Annotated in this window: 12 protein-coding genes; 8 read left to right on the top strand and 4 right to left on the bottom strand. The window is 57.6% G+C overall.

Annotation, left to right across the window (positions count from 1 at the left end; translation table 11 throughout):
* Window positions 1–26 precede the first annotated feature (26 nt).
* Both rho and hemJ read right to left on the bottom strand, forming a co-directional pair.
* On the bottom strand, window positions 27–1298 hold the full coding sequence (rho, locus tag ACR0CZ_RS18970; protein ID WP_170399438.1) for a transcription termination factor Rho: 1272 nt from the start codon (window positions 1296–1298) through the stop codon (window positions 27–29).
* 126 nt (window positions 1299–1424) lie between these two features.
* Window positions 1425–1874: a protoporphyrinogen oxidase HemJ gene (gene hemJ / locus ACR0CZ_RS18965; RefSeq protein WP_170399440.1), complete on the bottom strand. Its 450-nt coding sequence runs from the start codon at window positions 1872–1874 to the stop codon at window positions 1425–1427.
* A 403-nt stretch (window positions 1875–2277) separates the two neighbouring features.
* Between hemJ and ACR0CZ_RS18960 the strand changes: the two genes are divergently transcribed.
* Genes ACR0CZ_RS18960 through dnaQ form a run of 4 tightly spaced genes read left to right on the top strand, consistent with a single transcriptional unit; the run spans window position 2278 to window position 5012 of the window.
* On the top strand, window positions 2278–2877 hold the full coding sequence (locus tag ACR0CZ_RS18960; RefSeq protein ID WP_480537233.1) for a Maf family protein: 600 nt from the start codon (window positions 2278–2280) through the stop codon (window positions 2875–2877).
* Window positions 2874–3707: a shikimate dehydrogenase gene (locus ACR0CZ_RS18955; protein ID WP_170399446.1), complete on the top strand. Its 834-nt coding sequence runs from the start codon at window positions 2874–2876 to the stop codon at window positions 3705–3707. The genes ACR0CZ_RS18960 and ACR0CZ_RS18955 overlap by 4 nt, the downstream gene beginning before the upstream one ends.
* Window positions 3704–4297, top strand: a complete 594-nt coding sequence (gene coaE / locus ACR0CZ_RS18950; RefSeq protein ID WP_170399449.1) for a dephospho-CoA kinase — start codon at window positions 3704–3706, stop codon at window positions 4295–4297. Before ACR0CZ_RS18955 ends, coaE begins: the two co-directional genes overlap by 4 nt.
* Window positions 4290–5012, top strand: coding sequence for a DNA polymerase III subunit epsilon (gene dnaQ / locus ACR0CZ_RS18945; protein ID WP_170399452.1), 723 nt, complete (start codon window positions 4290–4292; stop codon window positions 5010–5012). Before coaE ends, dnaQ begins: the two co-directional genes overlap by 8 nt.
* Window positions 5013–5037: 25 nt before the next feature.
* Here the strand turns inward: dnaQ and secB are convergent, their stop codons facing one another.
* Together secB and ACR0CZ_RS18935 are read right to left on the bottom strand one after the other, a co-directional pair.
* Window positions 5038–5541 carry a protein-export chaperone SecB gene (gene secB, locus ACR0CZ_RS18940; RefSeq protein WP_170399455.1) on the bottom strand — a complete coding sequence of 168 codons (504 nt, stop codon included), beginning with the start codon at window positions 5539–5541 and terminating at the stop codon, window positions 5038–5040.
* 54 nt (window positions 5542–5595) lie between these two features.
* Entirely contained in the window at window positions 5596–6096 is a 501-nt protein-coding gene (locus ACR0CZ_RS18935) for an FxsA family protein (RefSeq protein WP_170399458.1), read from the bottom strand.
* 108 nt (window positions 6097–6204) lie between these two features.
* Between ACR0CZ_RS18935 and ACR0CZ_RS18930 the strand changes: the two genes are divergently transcribed.
* The 4 genes from ACR0CZ_RS18930 to ACR0CZ_RS18915 all read left to right on the top strand — a co-directional run bounded on the left by ACR0CZ_RS18930 (window position 6205) and on the right by ACR0CZ_RS18915 (window position 16755).
* The gene (locus ACR0CZ_RS18930; RefSeq protein ID WP_170399461.1) at window positions 6205–6864 is read left to right on the top strand and encodes a Tim44/TimA family putative adaptor protein; all 660 of its coding nucleotides are present in this window, start codon (window positions 6205–6207) and stop codon (window positions 6862–6864) included.
* Complete coding sequence (mltA, locus tag ACR0CZ_RS18925; protein ID WP_170399463.1) at window positions 6861–7901, top strand: murein transglycosylase A; 1041 nt, start codon at window positions 6861–6863, stop codon at window positions 7899–7901. The genes ACR0CZ_RS18930 and mltA overlap by 4 nt, the downstream gene beginning before the upstream one ends.
* Window positions 7901–8488, top strand: coding sequence for a Smr/MutS family protein (locus ACR0CZ_RS18920; RefSeq protein WP_170399466.1), 588 nt, complete (start codon window positions 7901–7903; stop codon window positions 8486–8488). The genes mltA and ACR0CZ_RS18920 overlap by 1 nt, the downstream gene beginning before the upstream one ends.
* Window positions 8489–8787: 299 nt before the next feature.
* Complete coding sequence (locus tag ACR0CZ_RS18915; protein ID WP_170466751.1) at window positions 8788–16755, top strand: SpvB/TcaC N-terminal domain-containing protein; 7968 nt, start codon at window positions 8788–8790, stop codon at window positions 16753–16755.
* Window positions 16756–16761: the final 6 nt, after the last annotated feature.

The following is a 16761-nucleotide window of genomic DNA, read 5'->3' as shown; positions in this document are numbered from 1 at the left end:
GCCCCCGCGTCAGTGCCAGAACCTTGTCAGGTGTTCATTGAATCGAAGAACTCGCCGTTCGTCTTGGTTTGTTTCAACTTCGACAACAGGAACTCGATTGCATCTGTTGTGCCCATCGGATTGAGGATGCGGCGCAGAACGAATGTCTTAGCCAGATCACCCTTGTCGACCAGCAGATCCTCTTTCCGGGTGCCGGATTTGAGGATGTCGATTGCCGGGAACACGCGTTTGTCTGCAATCTTACGATCCAGTACGATTTCCGAGTTACCAGTGCCTTTGAATTCTTCGAAGATCACTTCGTCCATGCGGCTGCCAGTATCGATCAGGGCGGTGGCGATGATGGTCAGCGAACCACCTTCTTCGATGTTCCGCGCAGCACCAAAGAAGCGCTTGGGCCGTTGCAGGGCATTTGCATCTACACCACCGGTCAGAACCTTACCCGAAGATGGCACTACAGTGTTGAATGCCCTACCAAGTCTTGTGATCGAGTCGAGAAGAATAACAACATCTCGTTTATGCTCAACCAAACGCTTGGCTTTTTCGATCACCATCTCGGATACGGCCACGTGGCGGGTCGCGGGCTCATCGAAGGTTGAAGACACAACTTCACCCTTCACCGAGCGTTGCATGTCAGTCACCTCTTCCGGGCGTTCGTCGATCAGCAGGACGATCAGATAACATTCCGGGTGGTTCTGTTCGATGGAATGCGCGATGTTCTGCAGGATCACCGTCTTACCAGTCCGCGGCGGTGCCACGATCAGCGATCGCTGACCTTTACCAATCGGCGAAACCAAATCGATCACGCGAGCAGACTTGTCCTTGATGGTCGGATCTTCGATTTCCATCTTCAGACGCTCATCCGGATACAGAGGCGTCAGGTTGTCGAACAGAATCTTGTGTTTGGCCTTGTCCGGATTTTCAAAGTTGATCTTGGTGACATTTGTCAGCGCAAAGTAACGCTCGTTTTCATCGGGCGCTTTGATCTCACCTTCAACCGTATCTCCGGTGCGCAGCGAATGCTTGCGGATCATGTCAGGCGAAACATAGATATCATCCGGTCCGGGTAGATAGTTCGCCTCGGGCGAGCGCAGAAACCCGAACCCGTCTTGTAGAACCTCCAGCACGCCGTCGCCACCGATGGTCCAGCCCTCATCTGCACGTTCGCGCAGAATCTGAAACATCATCTCGCCCTTGCGCATGGTTGAGGCGTTTTCGACCTCAAGCTCCTCGGCCATCGCCAGAAGGTCTTTGGGGCTTTTGGCCTTCAGATCGGCCAGATTCAGGGATTCAGTTGTCATGATGATACGAACCTCGGCCGCTTGGATCGCGGCACCAGAGTGGAATTTCAGAACGGAAGATACCTCGCCCGGACGGGCGCGTTACGCGTTAGATAAGCGCTTACCTCAAAAGAGTCAAACAGGCCCTCAGAACTTCACAACGACCGCTAGAACGATAACAACCATTAGAACGGTCGGAACCTCATTCATCATGCGGTACTGCCGCCCAGTCAGCTTATTTCGCCCCTCAGCAAAGTCCTTGCGCCGAGCCATAAGCCAATGGTGAAACCATGTCATGCCGATCACTGCTGCGCCTTTGACCCAGGGCCAGCTCCAGTCCCATCCGACGATACCAGGCGTGAACACCATGATCAGCCCGCAGACCCAGGCCACGACCATTGCGGGGCGCATGATCACACGCAGCAGCTTTTCTTCCATTTCAAAGAAAATCTGTTGCGCACCCTCTACGGCTTGCGCCTTTTCAACGTGATACACGAACAATCTGGGCAGATAGAATAAACCAGCCATCCATGAAATCACGGCCATGATGTGCAGCGATTTCACCCAAGGGTATATTGCGAAAAGAATATCGGTCATTGGGTATTCCGGGCTTACCTGAACCCCTCCTAATAAAAAAAATAAGAAATAAAAAGGATGATGGTTTTGTAGGGAGGTCAAATTCGGTGGATTACTTTTTTGTCCTGCCTTTTTCCCCAGGTGGAAAAAGTGAAGCACATCGGCGCAGAATCTGTTGATCAAGAAAAAAAATTATTAATAACAATAAATTATGAGATAAAAGCTCAGACTGAATCGTGGATAACCATTGGAACAATCCGGGACAGGATGCTTATCCGAGTATTCCAACTTATCCTTGTCCCGTCTGGACAGGATCCGGGCGACTCGGGGAAGTCTTGCGCCAAATTCCCGGGGTTGCGTGTCAACCGGAAAGCCATACAAACCATTCGAGACTACTCATTGATTTGCACACGGGGTTTTCCACATGACTGTCCCCATAGTCCTTGCCTCAGGGTCCGTGATCCGCGCGCAGTTGCTCAGAAACGCAGGCGTCCCGTTTTCGGTTCAGATCGCGCGGGTGGATGAAGACACAGCCAAACGCGCCCTGATGGCTGAGGGAGCTCCGCCCCGTGATGTTGCCGATGCGCTTGCCGAAATGAAAGCACGTAAGATCAGTGACAAAGTGCCCGGCACTATGGTTCTGGGTTGCGATCAGGTTCTGGATTTCGAAGGTCAGATGCTGTCGAAGCCGGAAACGCCGGAAGAAGCACTGGCGCAGCTTAAAGCAATGCGCGGCAAGCGACATATGTTGCTGTCGGCGGCGGTGATCTATCAGGATGGTGAGCCCATCTGGCGGCATGTAGGTCAGGTGCGTTTGCGGATGCGGGCCAGCTCGGATGCTTATTTACGTGATTACCTGGCGCGGAACTGGGACAGTATTCGGCACGCAGTGGGGGCTTATAAACTGGAAAAAGAAGGCGTGCGCCTGTTTGCCACCATTGACGGCGACTACTTTAACGTCTTGGGTATGCCCCTGTTAGAGCTGCTCAATTTTCTGGCCGTGAAGGGAGTGATCGATCAATGACGGAGCATCGCGTTCCTCTGGCCGGCGTGATTGGGCAACCCATTGCACATTCCCGCTCGCCAAAACTGCACGGGCATTGGCTGAAAACCTATGGATTGGTGGGGCACTACATCCCAATGGATGTCGCCCCGGCCGATCTGGAAACCGTTCTGCGGACACTACCCAAGGCTGGGTTTGTTGGGGCCAACGTGACCGTACCCCATAAAGAGGCTGCTTTGCGGTTAGCGGATCATGTCTCGGACCGAGCCTCAGTCATCGGGGCGGCAAATACGCTTGTATTCCGCGAGGATGGTTCAATTCACGCGGATAATACGGATGGCTACGGGTTCATGGCCAATCTTCGCAGCGGTGCGCCTGATTGGAACCCGCAAGATGGGCCTGCGGTAGTATTTGGTGCGGGCGGTGCTGCGCGGGCGGTGCTTCAAGCGCTGGCAGAAGCCGGAGTGCCTGAAATCCTGCTGACCAATCGCACCCGCACCCGTGCGGATCATTTGAAAGAAGAGTTCGGCCAACGGATTACGGTCGTCGACTGGGTGCAGGCGGGCAACGTGATCGAAGATGCAGAACTGGTCGTGAATACTACGTCTTTGGGTATGCAAGGGCAGCCAGAGTTACGCGTTCCACTGGATGGATTGCAACCCGGCGCTGTTGTCACCGATCTGGTATACGCGCCGCTTCAAACGCATCTGTTACAACAGGCGGAAGAGGTTGGATGTACAACGGTCGACGGGCTGGGAATGTTGCTGCATCAAGCTGTTCCCGGGTTTGAACGCTGGTTCGGTGTTCGCCCCGAAGTGGACGCTGAAACCCGCGCGGCGGCCTTGGCATGAGTTTTGCGCTGGGGCTCACCGGATCAATCGGAATGGGAAAAAGCACGACCGCTCAGATGTTTGCAGATGAAGGCTGTGCGCTTTGGGATGCGGATGCTGCGGTGCATCGGCTCTATGCAAAGGGCGGTGCGGCGGTTGAGCCCATGCGGATTACGTTTCCCACCGCCATTGCCGAGGATGCGGTCAGCCGGGATGCATTGAAGCAAATCATTGCGGATAATCCTAACGCGCTAAAAACAATTGAAAAAATCGTACACCCTCTGGTAGCGGCGGATCGCGCCTCATTTCGATCTTCGTCGTCCGCCGATATCTTGGTATTCGACATTCCGCTGTTGTTTGAAACCGGTGGTGATGCGGCGATGGATGCTGTTGCTTGTGTTTCAATCTCTGCTGAAGAACAAAAAAGACGGGTCATGGCGCGCGGCACAATGAATGAGGCGCAGTTTGAGCAGATTCGCTCCAAGCAAATGCCAAACGAAGAGAAATGCGGGCGGTCGGATTTCGTGATTGTCACGGATACTCTGGACCATGCTCGCGCGCAGGTGCAGGATATCGTCAGGCAGATACGGGCAGGGTTGGCAGATGCGTGAGATTGTACTCGATACCGAGACCACAGGGTTTGATCCCGAAAGCGGCGACCGGATCGTCGAGATCGGCGCGGTTGAGCTGTGGAACCACGTTGCCACAGGAGAAACTTATCACGTCTACATCAACCCCGAGCGTTCTATGCCGGAAGAGGCATTTGGTGTGCATGGCATCGGCCCCGACCTGCTGGAAAACCCGCGCCCGCCGGAAAAGGGCGAAGTGACGCTGAAGGACAAACCTGTCTTTGCCAAGGTTGGGCAAGGGTTTCGTGAATTCGTGGGTGACGCCAAGCTGGTGATCCACAACGCCTCGTTCGACATGAAGTTTCTGAACGCCGAACTGGGCTGGATGGGGGTGTCGCTGATCCCGATGGATCAGGCAATCGACACGCTGGCCATTGCGCGTAAGCGGTTTCCTGGATCACCCGCTTCGTTGGATGCGTTGTGCCGCCGGTTTGGCATCGATAACTCAAACAGGGTGCTGCACGGCGCGCTGCTTGACTCGGAAATTCTGGCCGAAGTGTATCTGGAGCTGATCGGAGGCCGTCAGCCCGACTTTGGATTGTCAACGTCGGCAAGCGCAGCGTCTGGCGGTGGTGAGGAATGGCGCCCGACAGCGCGACCCGATGCCCTGCCATCCCGGATCACCGAGGATGAGCGCGCAGCACATCAGAAATTTGTTGAAAAGCTGGGCGAGAACGCCCTGTGGACCCGCGCCTGACCCGAACCAGACGCGGACCAAAACCTTAGGCGTCGGTTTTTTGCTCTTGTGCGGCCGCCTGACGGCGCGCCAGTTCGTTGCGATAGAGCGCCACGAAATCAATGTTATCCAGGTTGACCGGCGGGTAGCCACCGTCGCGTGTGATGTCGCTGACGATGCGGCGCAGGAACGGGAACAGCATGCGCGGGCATTCGATCATCAGGAACGGATGCATTTGATCTTCGGGCACACCTTCCACGTGGAACAGGCCGCAATAGTCGATTTCGCACAGGAACAGGACGTCTTCCAGGCCCTTGGCCTTGGATGTCAGTTTTAGCTTGATCGAGACTTCATACTGGTGCTCGGTCGTGCGTTTCTTTGCGTCCAGATTGACCTGAACTGAAATCTCGGGCTGTACGTCGCCTGAGACGCCTTTTTGCGCCATGACGTTTTCAAAGGACATGTCGCGAATGAACTGTCCCAGAACGCGCATCTGGATCTGAGGGGCTGCCTGTGCGGCGGTGTTTTCTGCAGGGCTTTCGTCAGCCATGAAACTTCTCCGGAATTGAAATTCGGCACTGCTTAGCAATTTGGGCCGGATAGCTCAATGCTGGTGCGGGCCTTCCACCCACTTCGACGGCTTTCCGGAGTTCTGGCGAGGGCGAACCTCGGTGAATTCGCCATCTATCACATCGTCCTGATCAAACGGGTTTGGCCCCGACCTGAATTGTGCGCCGGTGCCCATTTGAAAATGGGTGATGGTCGCCTTGGACTTGAGATAGCGGAACACTGCGACCCGGATGCCGGGAACAAGCAGCGCAAAACCAATGGCATCGGTGAAAAACCCTGGTGTCAGCAGCAAAACACCGGACAGCAAGATCATCGCCCCATGGGCCAGCGGTTCGGTTGGGTCGTCCAATTCGGCAAAGGATCGCTGCAAATTCGCCAGCGCCATGCGACCTTGTGTCCGCACCAGAACCGTGCCCAGAACGGCGGTCAGAACCACGATTGCAAGCGTCGGCCAAAGCCCGATCAGACCGCCAACCTGTATAAACAGGGCGATCTCGATGATCGGAACCAATAAAAAAGCCAAGAACAAGTACATTTGCGGTATCCTTTAGCATGGTCCGGGCTGTGGACTTGGCCCCGACTGTCACCTACATAGTGGCAGAGGGCAGCGTATACAAAGCCCGGGTTCTGAAAAGAGGACGAAATGAACTCACCCCTGATCCAGCTTCTGGTGCTGGCCGGAATTGCCATTTTCCTGATCCTGCGCTTGAAAAGCGTGTTGGGTACACGCGAAGGTTTTGAGAAACCGCCCCTTCAGCAACAGCCTGATACCAATGGCGCGCGCCGTGATTTCGAAGTGATTGAAGGCGGGCCAGATCACGACATCACCGACCATGTAGCCGAAGACAGTGAACAGGCGCAAACTTTGGCCGCAATGAAGCGGGTCGAACCCAGTTTTTCTGTCAGCGAATTTGTACAGGGCGCGCGCGGCGCCTATGAAATGATCGTGATGGGCTTTGAAAAGGGCAATCTGGACGAAATCCAGCCGTTCCTGTCCGAAGAAGTATTCGACAGTTTTGTATCGGTTGTTGCGGATCGCGAAGACAAAGGTCTGACCATCGAAGCCGAATTCATCGGGGTGCGTGAAACCACTCTGGTCGATGCGACCTTCGATAAGGATACCAATCAGGCCGAGATCACCATGCGCTTTATCGGTGAGCTGACGTCGGTCGTGCGCGATCGCGGCGGGGATATTGTCGAAGGCAACCCGAACACCGTCAAACGCCAAAAGGACAGCTGGACCTTTGCCCGTGTCATGGGCGCGGACGATCCGAACTGGCTGCTTGTTGCCACGGACGCATGATTGCAGCGCTCCGGTCGCTATTTCTGGGGGTCGTCATGACCACTGCCAGCGCCGCCGGAGCCGAGGCGACGCGATCCATCCTGTCATTCGATGACCTCGATGGCTGGGCCGCCGACGATCACGGGGCGGCCCTTTCGGTTTTTCTGAACACCTGTGGTGATCTGGACGATCCTGATTGGCAGGCGCTGTGTGGCGTGGCTCAGAGTTATGAACCTGGCGCGGCGCGGGCTTTTTTCGAGCTGTTCTTTCGTCCTGTTCTGGTCGAAGACGGCGATGACGCCCTGTTCACCGGATATTTTGAACCTGAACTGGATGGGTCAAAAACCCCAACTGACAAATACCGCTATCCACTCTACCGGATGCCGCCCGAGGCGCGAGAGGCGGGCAAGTGGCTCAGCCGCCGTGACCTGCTGACCGGTGACGCCCTAAGTGGTCGGGGCCTTGAGATAGCGTGGGTCGATGACCCTGTTGAGTTGTTCTTTCTGCAAATTCAGGGCTCAGGCCGGATACGCCTGCCCGATGGCGGTGCATTGCGGGTTGGATATGGCGGTGCGAATGGGCATCCCTATCGCTCGATCGGCGCGGAACTGGTCCGACGGGGTGCGCTGGGCGCGCACCAGGTCAGCGCGCAGATGATCCGGACCTGGGTACGCAAAAACCCTGAAGCCGGGGCTGAGCTGTTACTACACAACCCTTCGTATGTTTTCTTCCGTGAAGTGACGCGTGTCGCGCCCGAGTTCGGGCCGTTAGGCGCCATGAACCGCTCAGTGACCACAATGCGCAGTATCGCGGCAGATCCGGCTTATACACCTTTGGGCGCGCCAGTTTGGGTAGAAAAGGATGGCAAAAACCCGCTGCGCCGATTGATGATCGCACAAGACACCGGATCGGCGATCAAGGGTGCGCAACGTGCCGACATTTTCTTTGGCACAGGGGATGATGCCGGGCAGGCCGCCGGTCGCTTGAAGGATCCCGGCCGTATGGTTGTGCTGTTGCCGATACAGAGGGCCTACGCCCTGTTACCGGATGAGTTCTGATGACCCGGCGCAAACTGACTGCGGATGAGATCGATTTGTGGCGCAAGGTCGCCAAACAGGCTGAGCGTTTGCACCCCGAACTGCCTCAGACTGTGCACCCCACTACTTTGCCCAAGCCCAAACCGACCAAAACGCCCAAGGCGCGGATAGAAGCCTTTGAACTGGGTCAGACTGCGCCAACCAAACCGTCACGGAATAACCTGAAGCCATCGATCACCGAAGGTTTACGGACAAATCCGGTGCAGATGGACACCAAGTCTTTTGGTCGCATGAAACGCGGCAAGCTCAAGCCCGAAGGCAAGCTGGACCTGCACGGGATGCACATGAGCGCAGCCCATCCCGCATTGGTTCGGTTCATCCTGACCGCACAGGCACAGCGCAAACGGCTGGTGTTGGTCATAACCGGCAAGGGCAAGGACCGGGACGAACCGGGACCCATTCCAACGCCGCGTGGGGTCTTGCGCAATCAGGTGCCCCACTGGTTGTCTATACCGCCACTTGCACAAGCGGTGCTGCAGGTAACACCCGCACATATCAGCCATGGCGGCGATGGCGCCTATTACGTTTACCTCAGGCGCGTCCGTTAGTCGGATCGCTGATTCTAGCTGGTCCGCATGAACCGGATTCGCACGCGAACCCTGCCCTTACCCCTACTGATTTATTGTTTCTGCAGGTCCCGCAACCCCGGTGATAAGCTGCCGGCGCAATGAAACTTCGTAGCCTTGTCCAAGGCTTGCGAGGTTGTGCTTAACAACACAACCAGAACGGTACGGCAGACAATCGCCGATCCCATCTGATTGCATTGACCCAGCGGTTTCCGATTGCTTACCCTACGTAAAGCACCCCTGTGGCGCTGATATTTTTATGACGAATTTATGGTGGCCGAATGTTAGGCTCCACTGCCATTTCCCGACCTCAAAGGTCGGAAGCATCCGCCATTTCAGGTGACAATGGCGCCAACAAAGATGTGCTGTCGCTTAATCTGCCGAAAGGCGGTGGCGCGATTTCTGGTATTGGTGAAAAGATTACCTCGAACCCGGTGACCGGGTCTGCGTCCTTGACGATTCCGGTTCCTGTCAGCCCTGGGCGTGGTGGTTTCACACCAGAGCTGCAACTGAGCTATGAGGCTGGCACCAGCAGCGGCATTTTCGGCTTTGGATGGTCACTTTCGCTGCCCGAGATCACGCGCAAAACGGAAAAAGGCCTGCCCCAATACGACGATGCCGCCGGATCGGATGTCTTCCTGATTTCGGGGTCTGAAGATCTGGTGCCGCTGCTCGATTCTCAGGGGGCACAATGGGAAGATCGCGCGCGGTTTCCAGGTGTGACCATCCACAGGTTCCGCCCACGGATCGAAAGCACTTTTGCCCGCATTGAGCGGTGGACAGACGAGGCGACGGGTATCGCGCATTGGCGTGTCACGTCGCGCGAAAACGTCACTTCGATCTATGGCGCGTCAGGCCTATCAAGAGTGGCAGACCCGGACGACTCCGCCCGTGTATTTCGCTGGTTGTTGTCCGAGACCTTTGACGACAAAGGCAACGCCATCCGATACGAGCATGTCGCCGAAGACGCAGTTGGCATCGATCAGGCGCAGGCGCACGAAGCCAATCGGTCCCGCACAGCCGAGCGGTACCTGAAACGCATCCGCTATGGTAATCGGGTCTCTCGTTTGGTTGATCCGGATGTGAATGCAGCTGGATGGCTGTTCACGGTCGTATTCGATTATGGCGAAGACCACCTGATGCCAATCGCACCTGATCCCAACGTGGCGGCGGACGCGCAGCATGAGTTTGTCCATGCATCCGCTGATCCCGGCCGAAATTGGCAAGTGCGCCCGGACCCCACATCAAGCTACCGCGCGGGCTTTGAGGTTCGGCGCTATCGCCGCTGCCATCGAATTCTGACCTTTCATGATATCCCCGACTTGCCGACGGGCGAACCGGGCTATCGCGGTCTCGTGAAGGCAACCGAGTTTTCCTATGACGATTTCACCCCTCCCGGTGCTGACACTGATGACGAGCGTCAGCACCCCGGCAGTACGCGCTATGGCTCATTCCTCATGGCGGTCGCGCAGTCGGGCTTCGCTCCGGACGATACGGTTGCACCGCTCGATGTGAACGGAGCCACGTTCCTTGCCTATCGGCGTCAGGCGATTCCGCCCGTGGAATTCACATATAGCCGGGCCGAGGTGAACGATATTGTGCACAGCCTTGACCGCGGGCAGACCGAAGGTGCTCCGGCCGGACTTACCGATCCGGCAAACTGGGTTGATTTGGACGGTGACGGTGTTGGTGGAATTCTGACCTCGACCCCGGGTGCCTGGCATTACACTCGCAACCTTGGGCCAATGAACGGCACGGCGCGCTTTGCGGCCCCCGTGCTGGTTGCCGAGCGGCCTGCATTTGCTGAGTCAGGCCAATGGATGGACCTTGCAGGGGACGGTCGCCCGGATCTGGTGGTAATGGACCGGACAACCCCGGGGTTCCATGAGCGCGACGCGCAATCCGGCTGGTCCGACTTCCGCGCGTTTGAATATTGGCCACATGTAGATGCGTCCAATGACAGCATGAAGATGGTTGACCTGACAGGCGATGGCCTTGCAGACATTCTTCTGACCGAGGACACCGCTTTTGTCTGGCACCCCTCTGAAGGCGAGGCCGGGTTTGGCCCCGCGCGCAGGCAAGCGCAGCCATGGAACGACACTGACGGACCCCGACTTGTGTTTTCCGATCCGGAGGCTGCAATTTTTCTGGCGGATATGTCCGGCGACGGATTGTCTGATCTGGTTCGTATCCGCTGTGGTGAAGTCGCCTATTGGCCCAATTGCGGATATGGGCGTTTCGGCACCAAAGTGGCGATGGACGACGCGCCACAATTTGATCGCCCCGAAATGTTCGACCGCAGCCGCCTGCGCCTGACGGATATCGACGGCTCGGGCACCACCGACATTGTCTATCTGGGTGCAGAAGGTATCGACCTCTATTTCAACATGTCTGGCAACCGGCTTGCACCGCGCCGACGCCTAGGGAATGTGCCGCCGCTTGATACCGAAACTTCGGTCGATCTGCTCGATCTATTTGGAACGGGCACCGCCTGTCTTGTGTGGTCCTCTACTTTGTCCCGCGACGCAGGTCAGCCTCTGCGTTACGTCGATCTGATGGGCGGACAAAAACCGCACCTCATGACCCGATATGTCAACAATTTCGGTGGCGAGACCGAATTGCGCTATGCCTCGTCGTCGCGGTTTTACCTGCAGGACCTTTATGAAGGCCGCCCTTGGGCCACGCGCCTGCCGTTCCCGGTGCAGGTGGTTGATCGCATCGTCACACATGATCGTGTGGCGCAAACCCGGTTCGTATCTCGCTTTGCCTTTCACCATGGTCATTTCGACGGGGTCGAGCGCGAGTTTCGCGGGTTCGGCATGGTCGAACAATGGGAAACCGAGGAATTTGCGACGCTCTCGTCAGATGCGCTGGGGCCACTGGCATCAAACGAAGACCCGGCATCTCATGTTCCGCCCGTACTGACCAGAACATGGTTTCATACCGGCGTGTATCTCGACCAAGGTAGTCTGCCCGATGTCTTGGCTGGTCTGCTTGATGGGCAGGATCGTGGGGAATACTGGCGCGCACCCGCTTGGCGTGACGACGATGTTGAAGCGCGACGGCGGCTTTTGCCAGACACGGTGTTGCCACCCGGATTGACAACCGGAGAAACCCGCGAGGCTGCGCGCGCGCTTCGCGGCACGGTGCTTCGGCGTGAAACCTATGCGCTCGATGGCAGGGCGGAGCCCGGCTATCCCAACGGTCACCCCTATCAGGTGGTCGAGCAAACGCAGACTGTGCATCTTCTGCAATCCCGTGGACCCAACCGTCATGCCGTGTTTCTGACCCATGCCCGGGAAAGTCTAACCGCGCATTATGAGCGGATCCCCGATGACCCACGCCTTCAGCATCAGGTCATACTGGAGGTTGACCCGTTTGGGACTGAACTGCGCCGCGTCGATGTCATGTATGGCCGGCAAACACCTGATCCGACGCTGACGCCTGAAGATCAGGCGCGTCAGGCGCAGTTACATGCGGTATTACACACGCGGCGCGTCACGGACCTGATCGCGACAGATCAAACCTACCGCGCCCCGGTGTCATGTGAAGAACAAAGCTTTGAGCTTACCGGCTTAAGCCCAGCGCCGGGTACGCGTTTGTCCTTTGATGAGATCGAGACAGAGGCGAACGCTGCAGCCGATCTTGCTTATGAAGCGACCCCAACCGCGGGTCAGGTGCAGCGTCGTCTGATCGAACACCGCCGTCAGTACTTCAGGGATGATACGCTGACCGGCCCACTGCCGCTTGGCCAGATGGGCAGTTTGGGGCTTCTCCATCAAAGCTTCCAACTGGCCTTCACGCCGGGTCTTGTCACGCAGGTTTATGGAGGCCGCGTTGGTGCGGCCGAGATGGCGCAGGCGGGATACACCGAGATTGACGGCGACGGCCAGTGGTGGCGCCCATCGGACCGTCAGCTTTTGTCGCCCTCAAGCGGTGATACGCCCGCGCAAGAGCTGGCATTTGCACGTCAGCATTTCTTTCGACCACATCGCCTGCGGGACCCGTTCCATCAGCCTGCGAAACATACGGAAACAACAGCCCGCTATGACGCTTTCGACCTGCTGATCGAGGAAACGCAGGACGCATTGGGCAATCGCATGTCGGCAGGGGTACGCTCGACCGGTCCAGCTGGCGCAATCACCGAACGCCGACAGGATTATCGCGTTTTGCAAGCCTCGGTATTGACCGATGAGAACGGCAATCGCAGCGAGGTGACCTTTGACGCCTATGGCCGCGTGACCGGCATGGCCCGAATGGGCAAGGTCGATGGGCCCGACGAAGGTGACAGGCTGGATGGCTTTGATCCGACACTGGTGCCTGCAGCACGCACCCAAGTGCTGATTGATCCGCGTGGACCTGAAGCTCTGGCAGCACTTGGGCGCGCGACAATGCGTTATGTTTATGATCCCTGGGCCTATTATCACTCTCGTGGGGATCCTGTCCCATCACCCGTCATCGGTCTTTCCCTGCATCGAGAGGTTCACGACAGTGATCTTTTGCCGGGTCAAGCCACCCCTTTCCTGGCCGAAATTACCTTTACAGATAGGATGGGGCAGGAAATTCAACGCAAGATTCAGGCCGAAGACGGTCCGGTCCCAACGCGTGATAGCTCGGGGAACATCCTGCTGGGACCTGATGGTCGGCCGGTTATGTCCGCATCGCCGTCGCCACGCTGGGTTGGTACCGGCTGGCAAGTGCGTAACAACAAGGGCAATATTGTTCGACAGTTCGAACCGTTCTTCACAGATCGCCCGACCTATGAGTCCGACATCCGCATCGGTGTAAGCCCAATTTTCTTCTACGACGCATTGGGCAGAGAGATCGGGATTTTGAATCCCGATCATACATGGAGCAAACACCGGTTTTCTGTTTGGGACCAGACGACATGGGACCCGGGCGATACTGTACTGATTTCGAATCCCGCCCAAGACCCCGATCTTGGCGACCATTTCCGCAGGTTGCCGCAGGCTGCCTATTTACCCACTTGGCACGCGCTGCGTACTGATCCGGCGCAAGCGCAGGCGTTGGCTACCCGTTTCCCCGATCCCGAAGACCGGCAGCGCGCCACTGAGGCTGCATCGAAATCGGCGCTTTATGATAACACACCGATGCGGGCTTTGGCGGATACCCGTGGTGCGCTGATCGCGCGCCTAACTCCGAACCGCACGCTCTACAGCAACGCGGCCCCGGGCACCCTACCGACCGAGACACTCCACCGCGTTGCGACCGAAATCGATATCGAAGGCAATACGCGCCGAACCTGGGATGAGCTTGGACGCGAGGTTCAGCGTACCGCTTTCGACATGCTCAGCACCGCCATTCGGACCGACAGTATGGAGGGCGGTACCCGTTGGCGGCTAACGGATGTAAGTGGCGAAACGGCGTTTACGTGGGATGCGCGCGACCACCGGCTGCGCCACGAATTCGATGTATTGCGCCGTCCCATCGCCACTCATCTAAGCATCAATGCGGGCCCTGAACTGCGGATCGATGAAACGATCTACGGAGAATCGCTGCCGACGCCCGAAGCCTTGAACCATCGCAAACGCATTGCGATCAGCCGCGACCAATCCGGCACGATGGAAATTCTGGCCCATGATTTCAAAGGCAACCCAATCCGCAGCCAGCGGCAACTGGCGCAGGAGTTTCGCACCACGCTCGATTGGGCCGCACCCGTCGCGACTGAGCCCGAGATTTTCGCAGGGCAAACCCGCTTTGACGCGCTGGACCGTCCGGTTCAACTGATGCCGCTGCAACCGCAAGGGCCGGGCGCGCGCATCCAGGTTGTGCAGTACCGCTATAACCCGTCCTCGCGGCTTGATCGGGTGGACACCTGGCACGCACGACCCGCGGCACCTGACACTTTATTGGATCCCGCCACTGCGGATCATGCCGTGGTCACAGGCATTGCATACAACCCTTGGGGCGACCGCGAACGCATCACCTATGGCAACGCGGTTGAAACAGAAATCCTGCATGATCCGTTGACCCGTCTCACCGAACGCATCATCACCCGGCGAGCGGCAACGGGTTTTGGCTCGGACTGTCCGACACCGCCAGTTGCAGGCTGGCCAGGATGCCACTTGCAGGCGCAGCACATGATCTACGATGTGTCCGGTCACGTGACCCACATCCGCGACAGCGCGCAACAGCAGATCTTTTTCCGCAATCGCCGTGTTGATGCCTCTAACGGCTATACGTTTGATGCCCTGCATCGATTGATCGAGGCGACGGGCCGCGAACATCTGGGCCAGCAAGGCGGCGCACCCGGTGCCCACAGCTATAACGATGCCGCGCGAACCCGGCTGCCACACCGCGGTGATGGTTTCGCCCTTGGCCGGTATCTTGAGCGTTTTCACTATGACATTGCGGGCAACTTGATTGAGATGCGCCACCGGGGCTCTGATCCCGTGGCGCCCGGTTGGACGCGGACCTACACCTATGGCGAGGACAGCGATCTGGCTGCGGGGGTATCCTCGAACCGCTTAAGTCAAACATCGGTCGGTGCCTTGAATGATATCATCAGTCAGGGCGGCGATGGCTATGACGCGATGGGTAACATGTTGCGGCTTTCCCACCTCGATCAGATTGAATGGGATCACGACAACCAGCTGCGTATGTGTCGCCGTCAGGCAGTTGGACCGGGTGATACGGACGGCCTTGCCCATCAGGGGGACCGCACATTCTTTGTTTACGCATCTGACGGGACCCGCATCCGAAAAGTGACAGAAACCTCTGCAGGAGCCATTCGGCGCGAGACAATCTCGCTGGGCGGGTTCGACATTATCCGCGAACCGGGTGCAAACCCGCGGACCCGAGAGACCCTGCATGTGGGGGACGAAGCTGGCCGTATTGCATTGGTTGAGACGACGATCGCCGGTGGAGCGGTCAGCCGCGTCATTCGTTATCAGCACAGTAACCATGTGGGCAGTGCGGGGATCGAACTGGACGAGAACGGCAATGTTCTGTCTTACGAGGAATACAGCCCCTTCGGCAGTACCACCTATCAAGGCGTTGCCACCGCTGGCCTAGGTCCGAAACGTTTTCGATATACCGCGATGGAGCGGGATGCCGAAACCGGGCTTAACCATCATGGTGCCCGCTATGCCGCCCCTTGGCTCGGTCGATGGATCAGCGCTGATCCCATCGGAATTGAAGGCGGGCTGAACCTTTATGCCTATGCCTATAACAACCCGGTAACGCTCAACGATCCCGAGGGCACTGCGCCGCCCACTGTGCCCAACGGAGGCCTTGAAGTTGCATCGTTGCAGAAGGGTCTTGAGACGCTTGATGCGCTGGCGACACAGGTCAGGAACACCGAAGGCAGCGTGCAGGAGTTTGCCCTTATCAAAGAGAACAACACGTTCAAGATATTGAAGGGCACGGCCACCAAGCCCGAGGTCTCGATTCCAAAGGGAACGACGGCTATCGCACACACGCACCCGCCCACTGCCATGGTTTCCTTTGCAGACGTCAACACCACCCATGCCCAGGGTGTGAAGGTCGCCGGAGTCCGGTCTCATCTGGTGGCGCATGGCAACGGCAATTGGACGCTGATCGAGATCCCGAAACAGGGAAACGGAATGTTGACCTCATTCGACACCAATACCGGCATGATCAAGGGCACCGTGCAAGTCTACCGCCCGGGCGCTGCGCCTGACACTGCGTCGATGGTGCAAAAAGTCGACACCATGAACATGGTGAACAAGCAAGGCAAAATCACCTCAATTTCCAAGCTCGCCAAAGCAATGCGGGGTAGCAAGGCAGTGTCGCAGACCCTGTCCGGGGGCCGCGCCATCCTAGGGGTCATGGGCCGTGGGCTCATGGTGATCGGTATGGCGGCCAGCGGCATTCAGGTTGGCACAGGGATCACTCAAATCGCCGAAGGCGAGACCGGCGTTGGCACTGCAAATGTGGTCGAGGGCACGGCCTCGGGCACTCTCAACGTGGTCTCGGTGTCGGGCAAGCTCGTCACGGGTGGTGGTGCCGGATCGGTCCTTGCCGCCGGGCTCGCAGCTTTCGGCTCAATTGCACTGGCCGGAACCGAAGCTCGCTCCGCAATCAAAGGCGAAAAAACCGCCGCACGCGAAGCGGCCGATTTTTGGGTGGACGAAATCGATGCAGGCCATCGTCAGGGCGGCGTTGGCGGCTTTTTCCGACGGTCCGCTGGTTACCTTGGCCTGGGCGCGGCAGGCACGATGTCGATCCTGCAAGGCCAGGGCATCAAAGGCCATTTGAAATGGTGAACGCAG

Source organism: Ruegeria sp. H9 (genome assembly GCF_056532915.1).
Note: the sequence above shows the minus strand (reverse complement) of the source record. Positions and strands in the feature narration are given on the sequence as shown.

Bases quoted from the DNA above. Each gene is read 5' to 3' on its own strand.
- rho (WP_170399438.1), bottom strand. From the start codon at position 1,298: ATGACAACTGAATCCCTGAATCTGGCCGATCTGAAGGCCAAAAGCCCC.
- hemJ (WP_170399440.1), bottom strand. From the start codon at position 1,874: ATGACCGATATTCTTTTCGCAATATACCCTTGGGTGAAATCGCTGCAC.
- ACR0CZ_RS18960 (WP_480537233.1), top strand. From the start codon at position 2,278: ATGACTGTCCCCATAGTCCTTGCCTCAGGGTCCGTGATCCGCGCGCAG.
- ACR0CZ_RS18955 (WP_170399446.1), top strand. From the start codon at position 2,874: ATGACGGAGCATCGCGTTCCTCTGGCCGGCGTGATTGGGCAACCCATT.
- coaE (WP_170399449.1), top strand. From the start codon at position 3,704: ATGAGTTTTGCGCTGGGGCTCACCGGATCAATCGGAATGGGAAAAAGC.
- dnaQ (WP_170399452.1), top strand. From the start codon at position 4,290: ATGCGTGAGATTGTACTCGATACCGAGACCACAGGGTTTGATCCCGAA.
- secB (WP_170399455.1), bottom strand. From the start codon at position 5,541: ATGGCTGACGAAAGCCCTGCAGAAAACACCGCCGCACAGGCAGCCCCT.
- ACR0CZ_RS18935 (WP_170399458.1), bottom strand. From the start codon at position 6,096: ATGTACTTGTTCTTGGCTTTTTTATTGGTTCCGATCATCGAGATCGCC.
- ACR0CZ_RS18930 (WP_170399461.1), top strand. From the start codon at position 6,205: ATGAACTCACCCCTGATCCAGCTTCTGGTGCTGGCCGGAATTGCCATT.
- mltA (WP_170399463.1), top strand. From the start codon at position 6,861: ATGATTGCAGCGCTCCGGTCGCTATTTCTGGGGGTCGTCATGACCACT.
- ACR0CZ_RS18920 (WP_170399466.1), top strand. From the start codon at position 7,901: ATGACCCGGCGCAAACTGACTGCGGATGAGATCGATTTGTGGCGCAAG.
- ACR0CZ_RS18915 (WP_170466751.1), top strand. From the start codon at position 8,788: ATGTTAGGCTCCACTGCCATTTCCCGACCTCAAAGGTCGGAAGCATCC.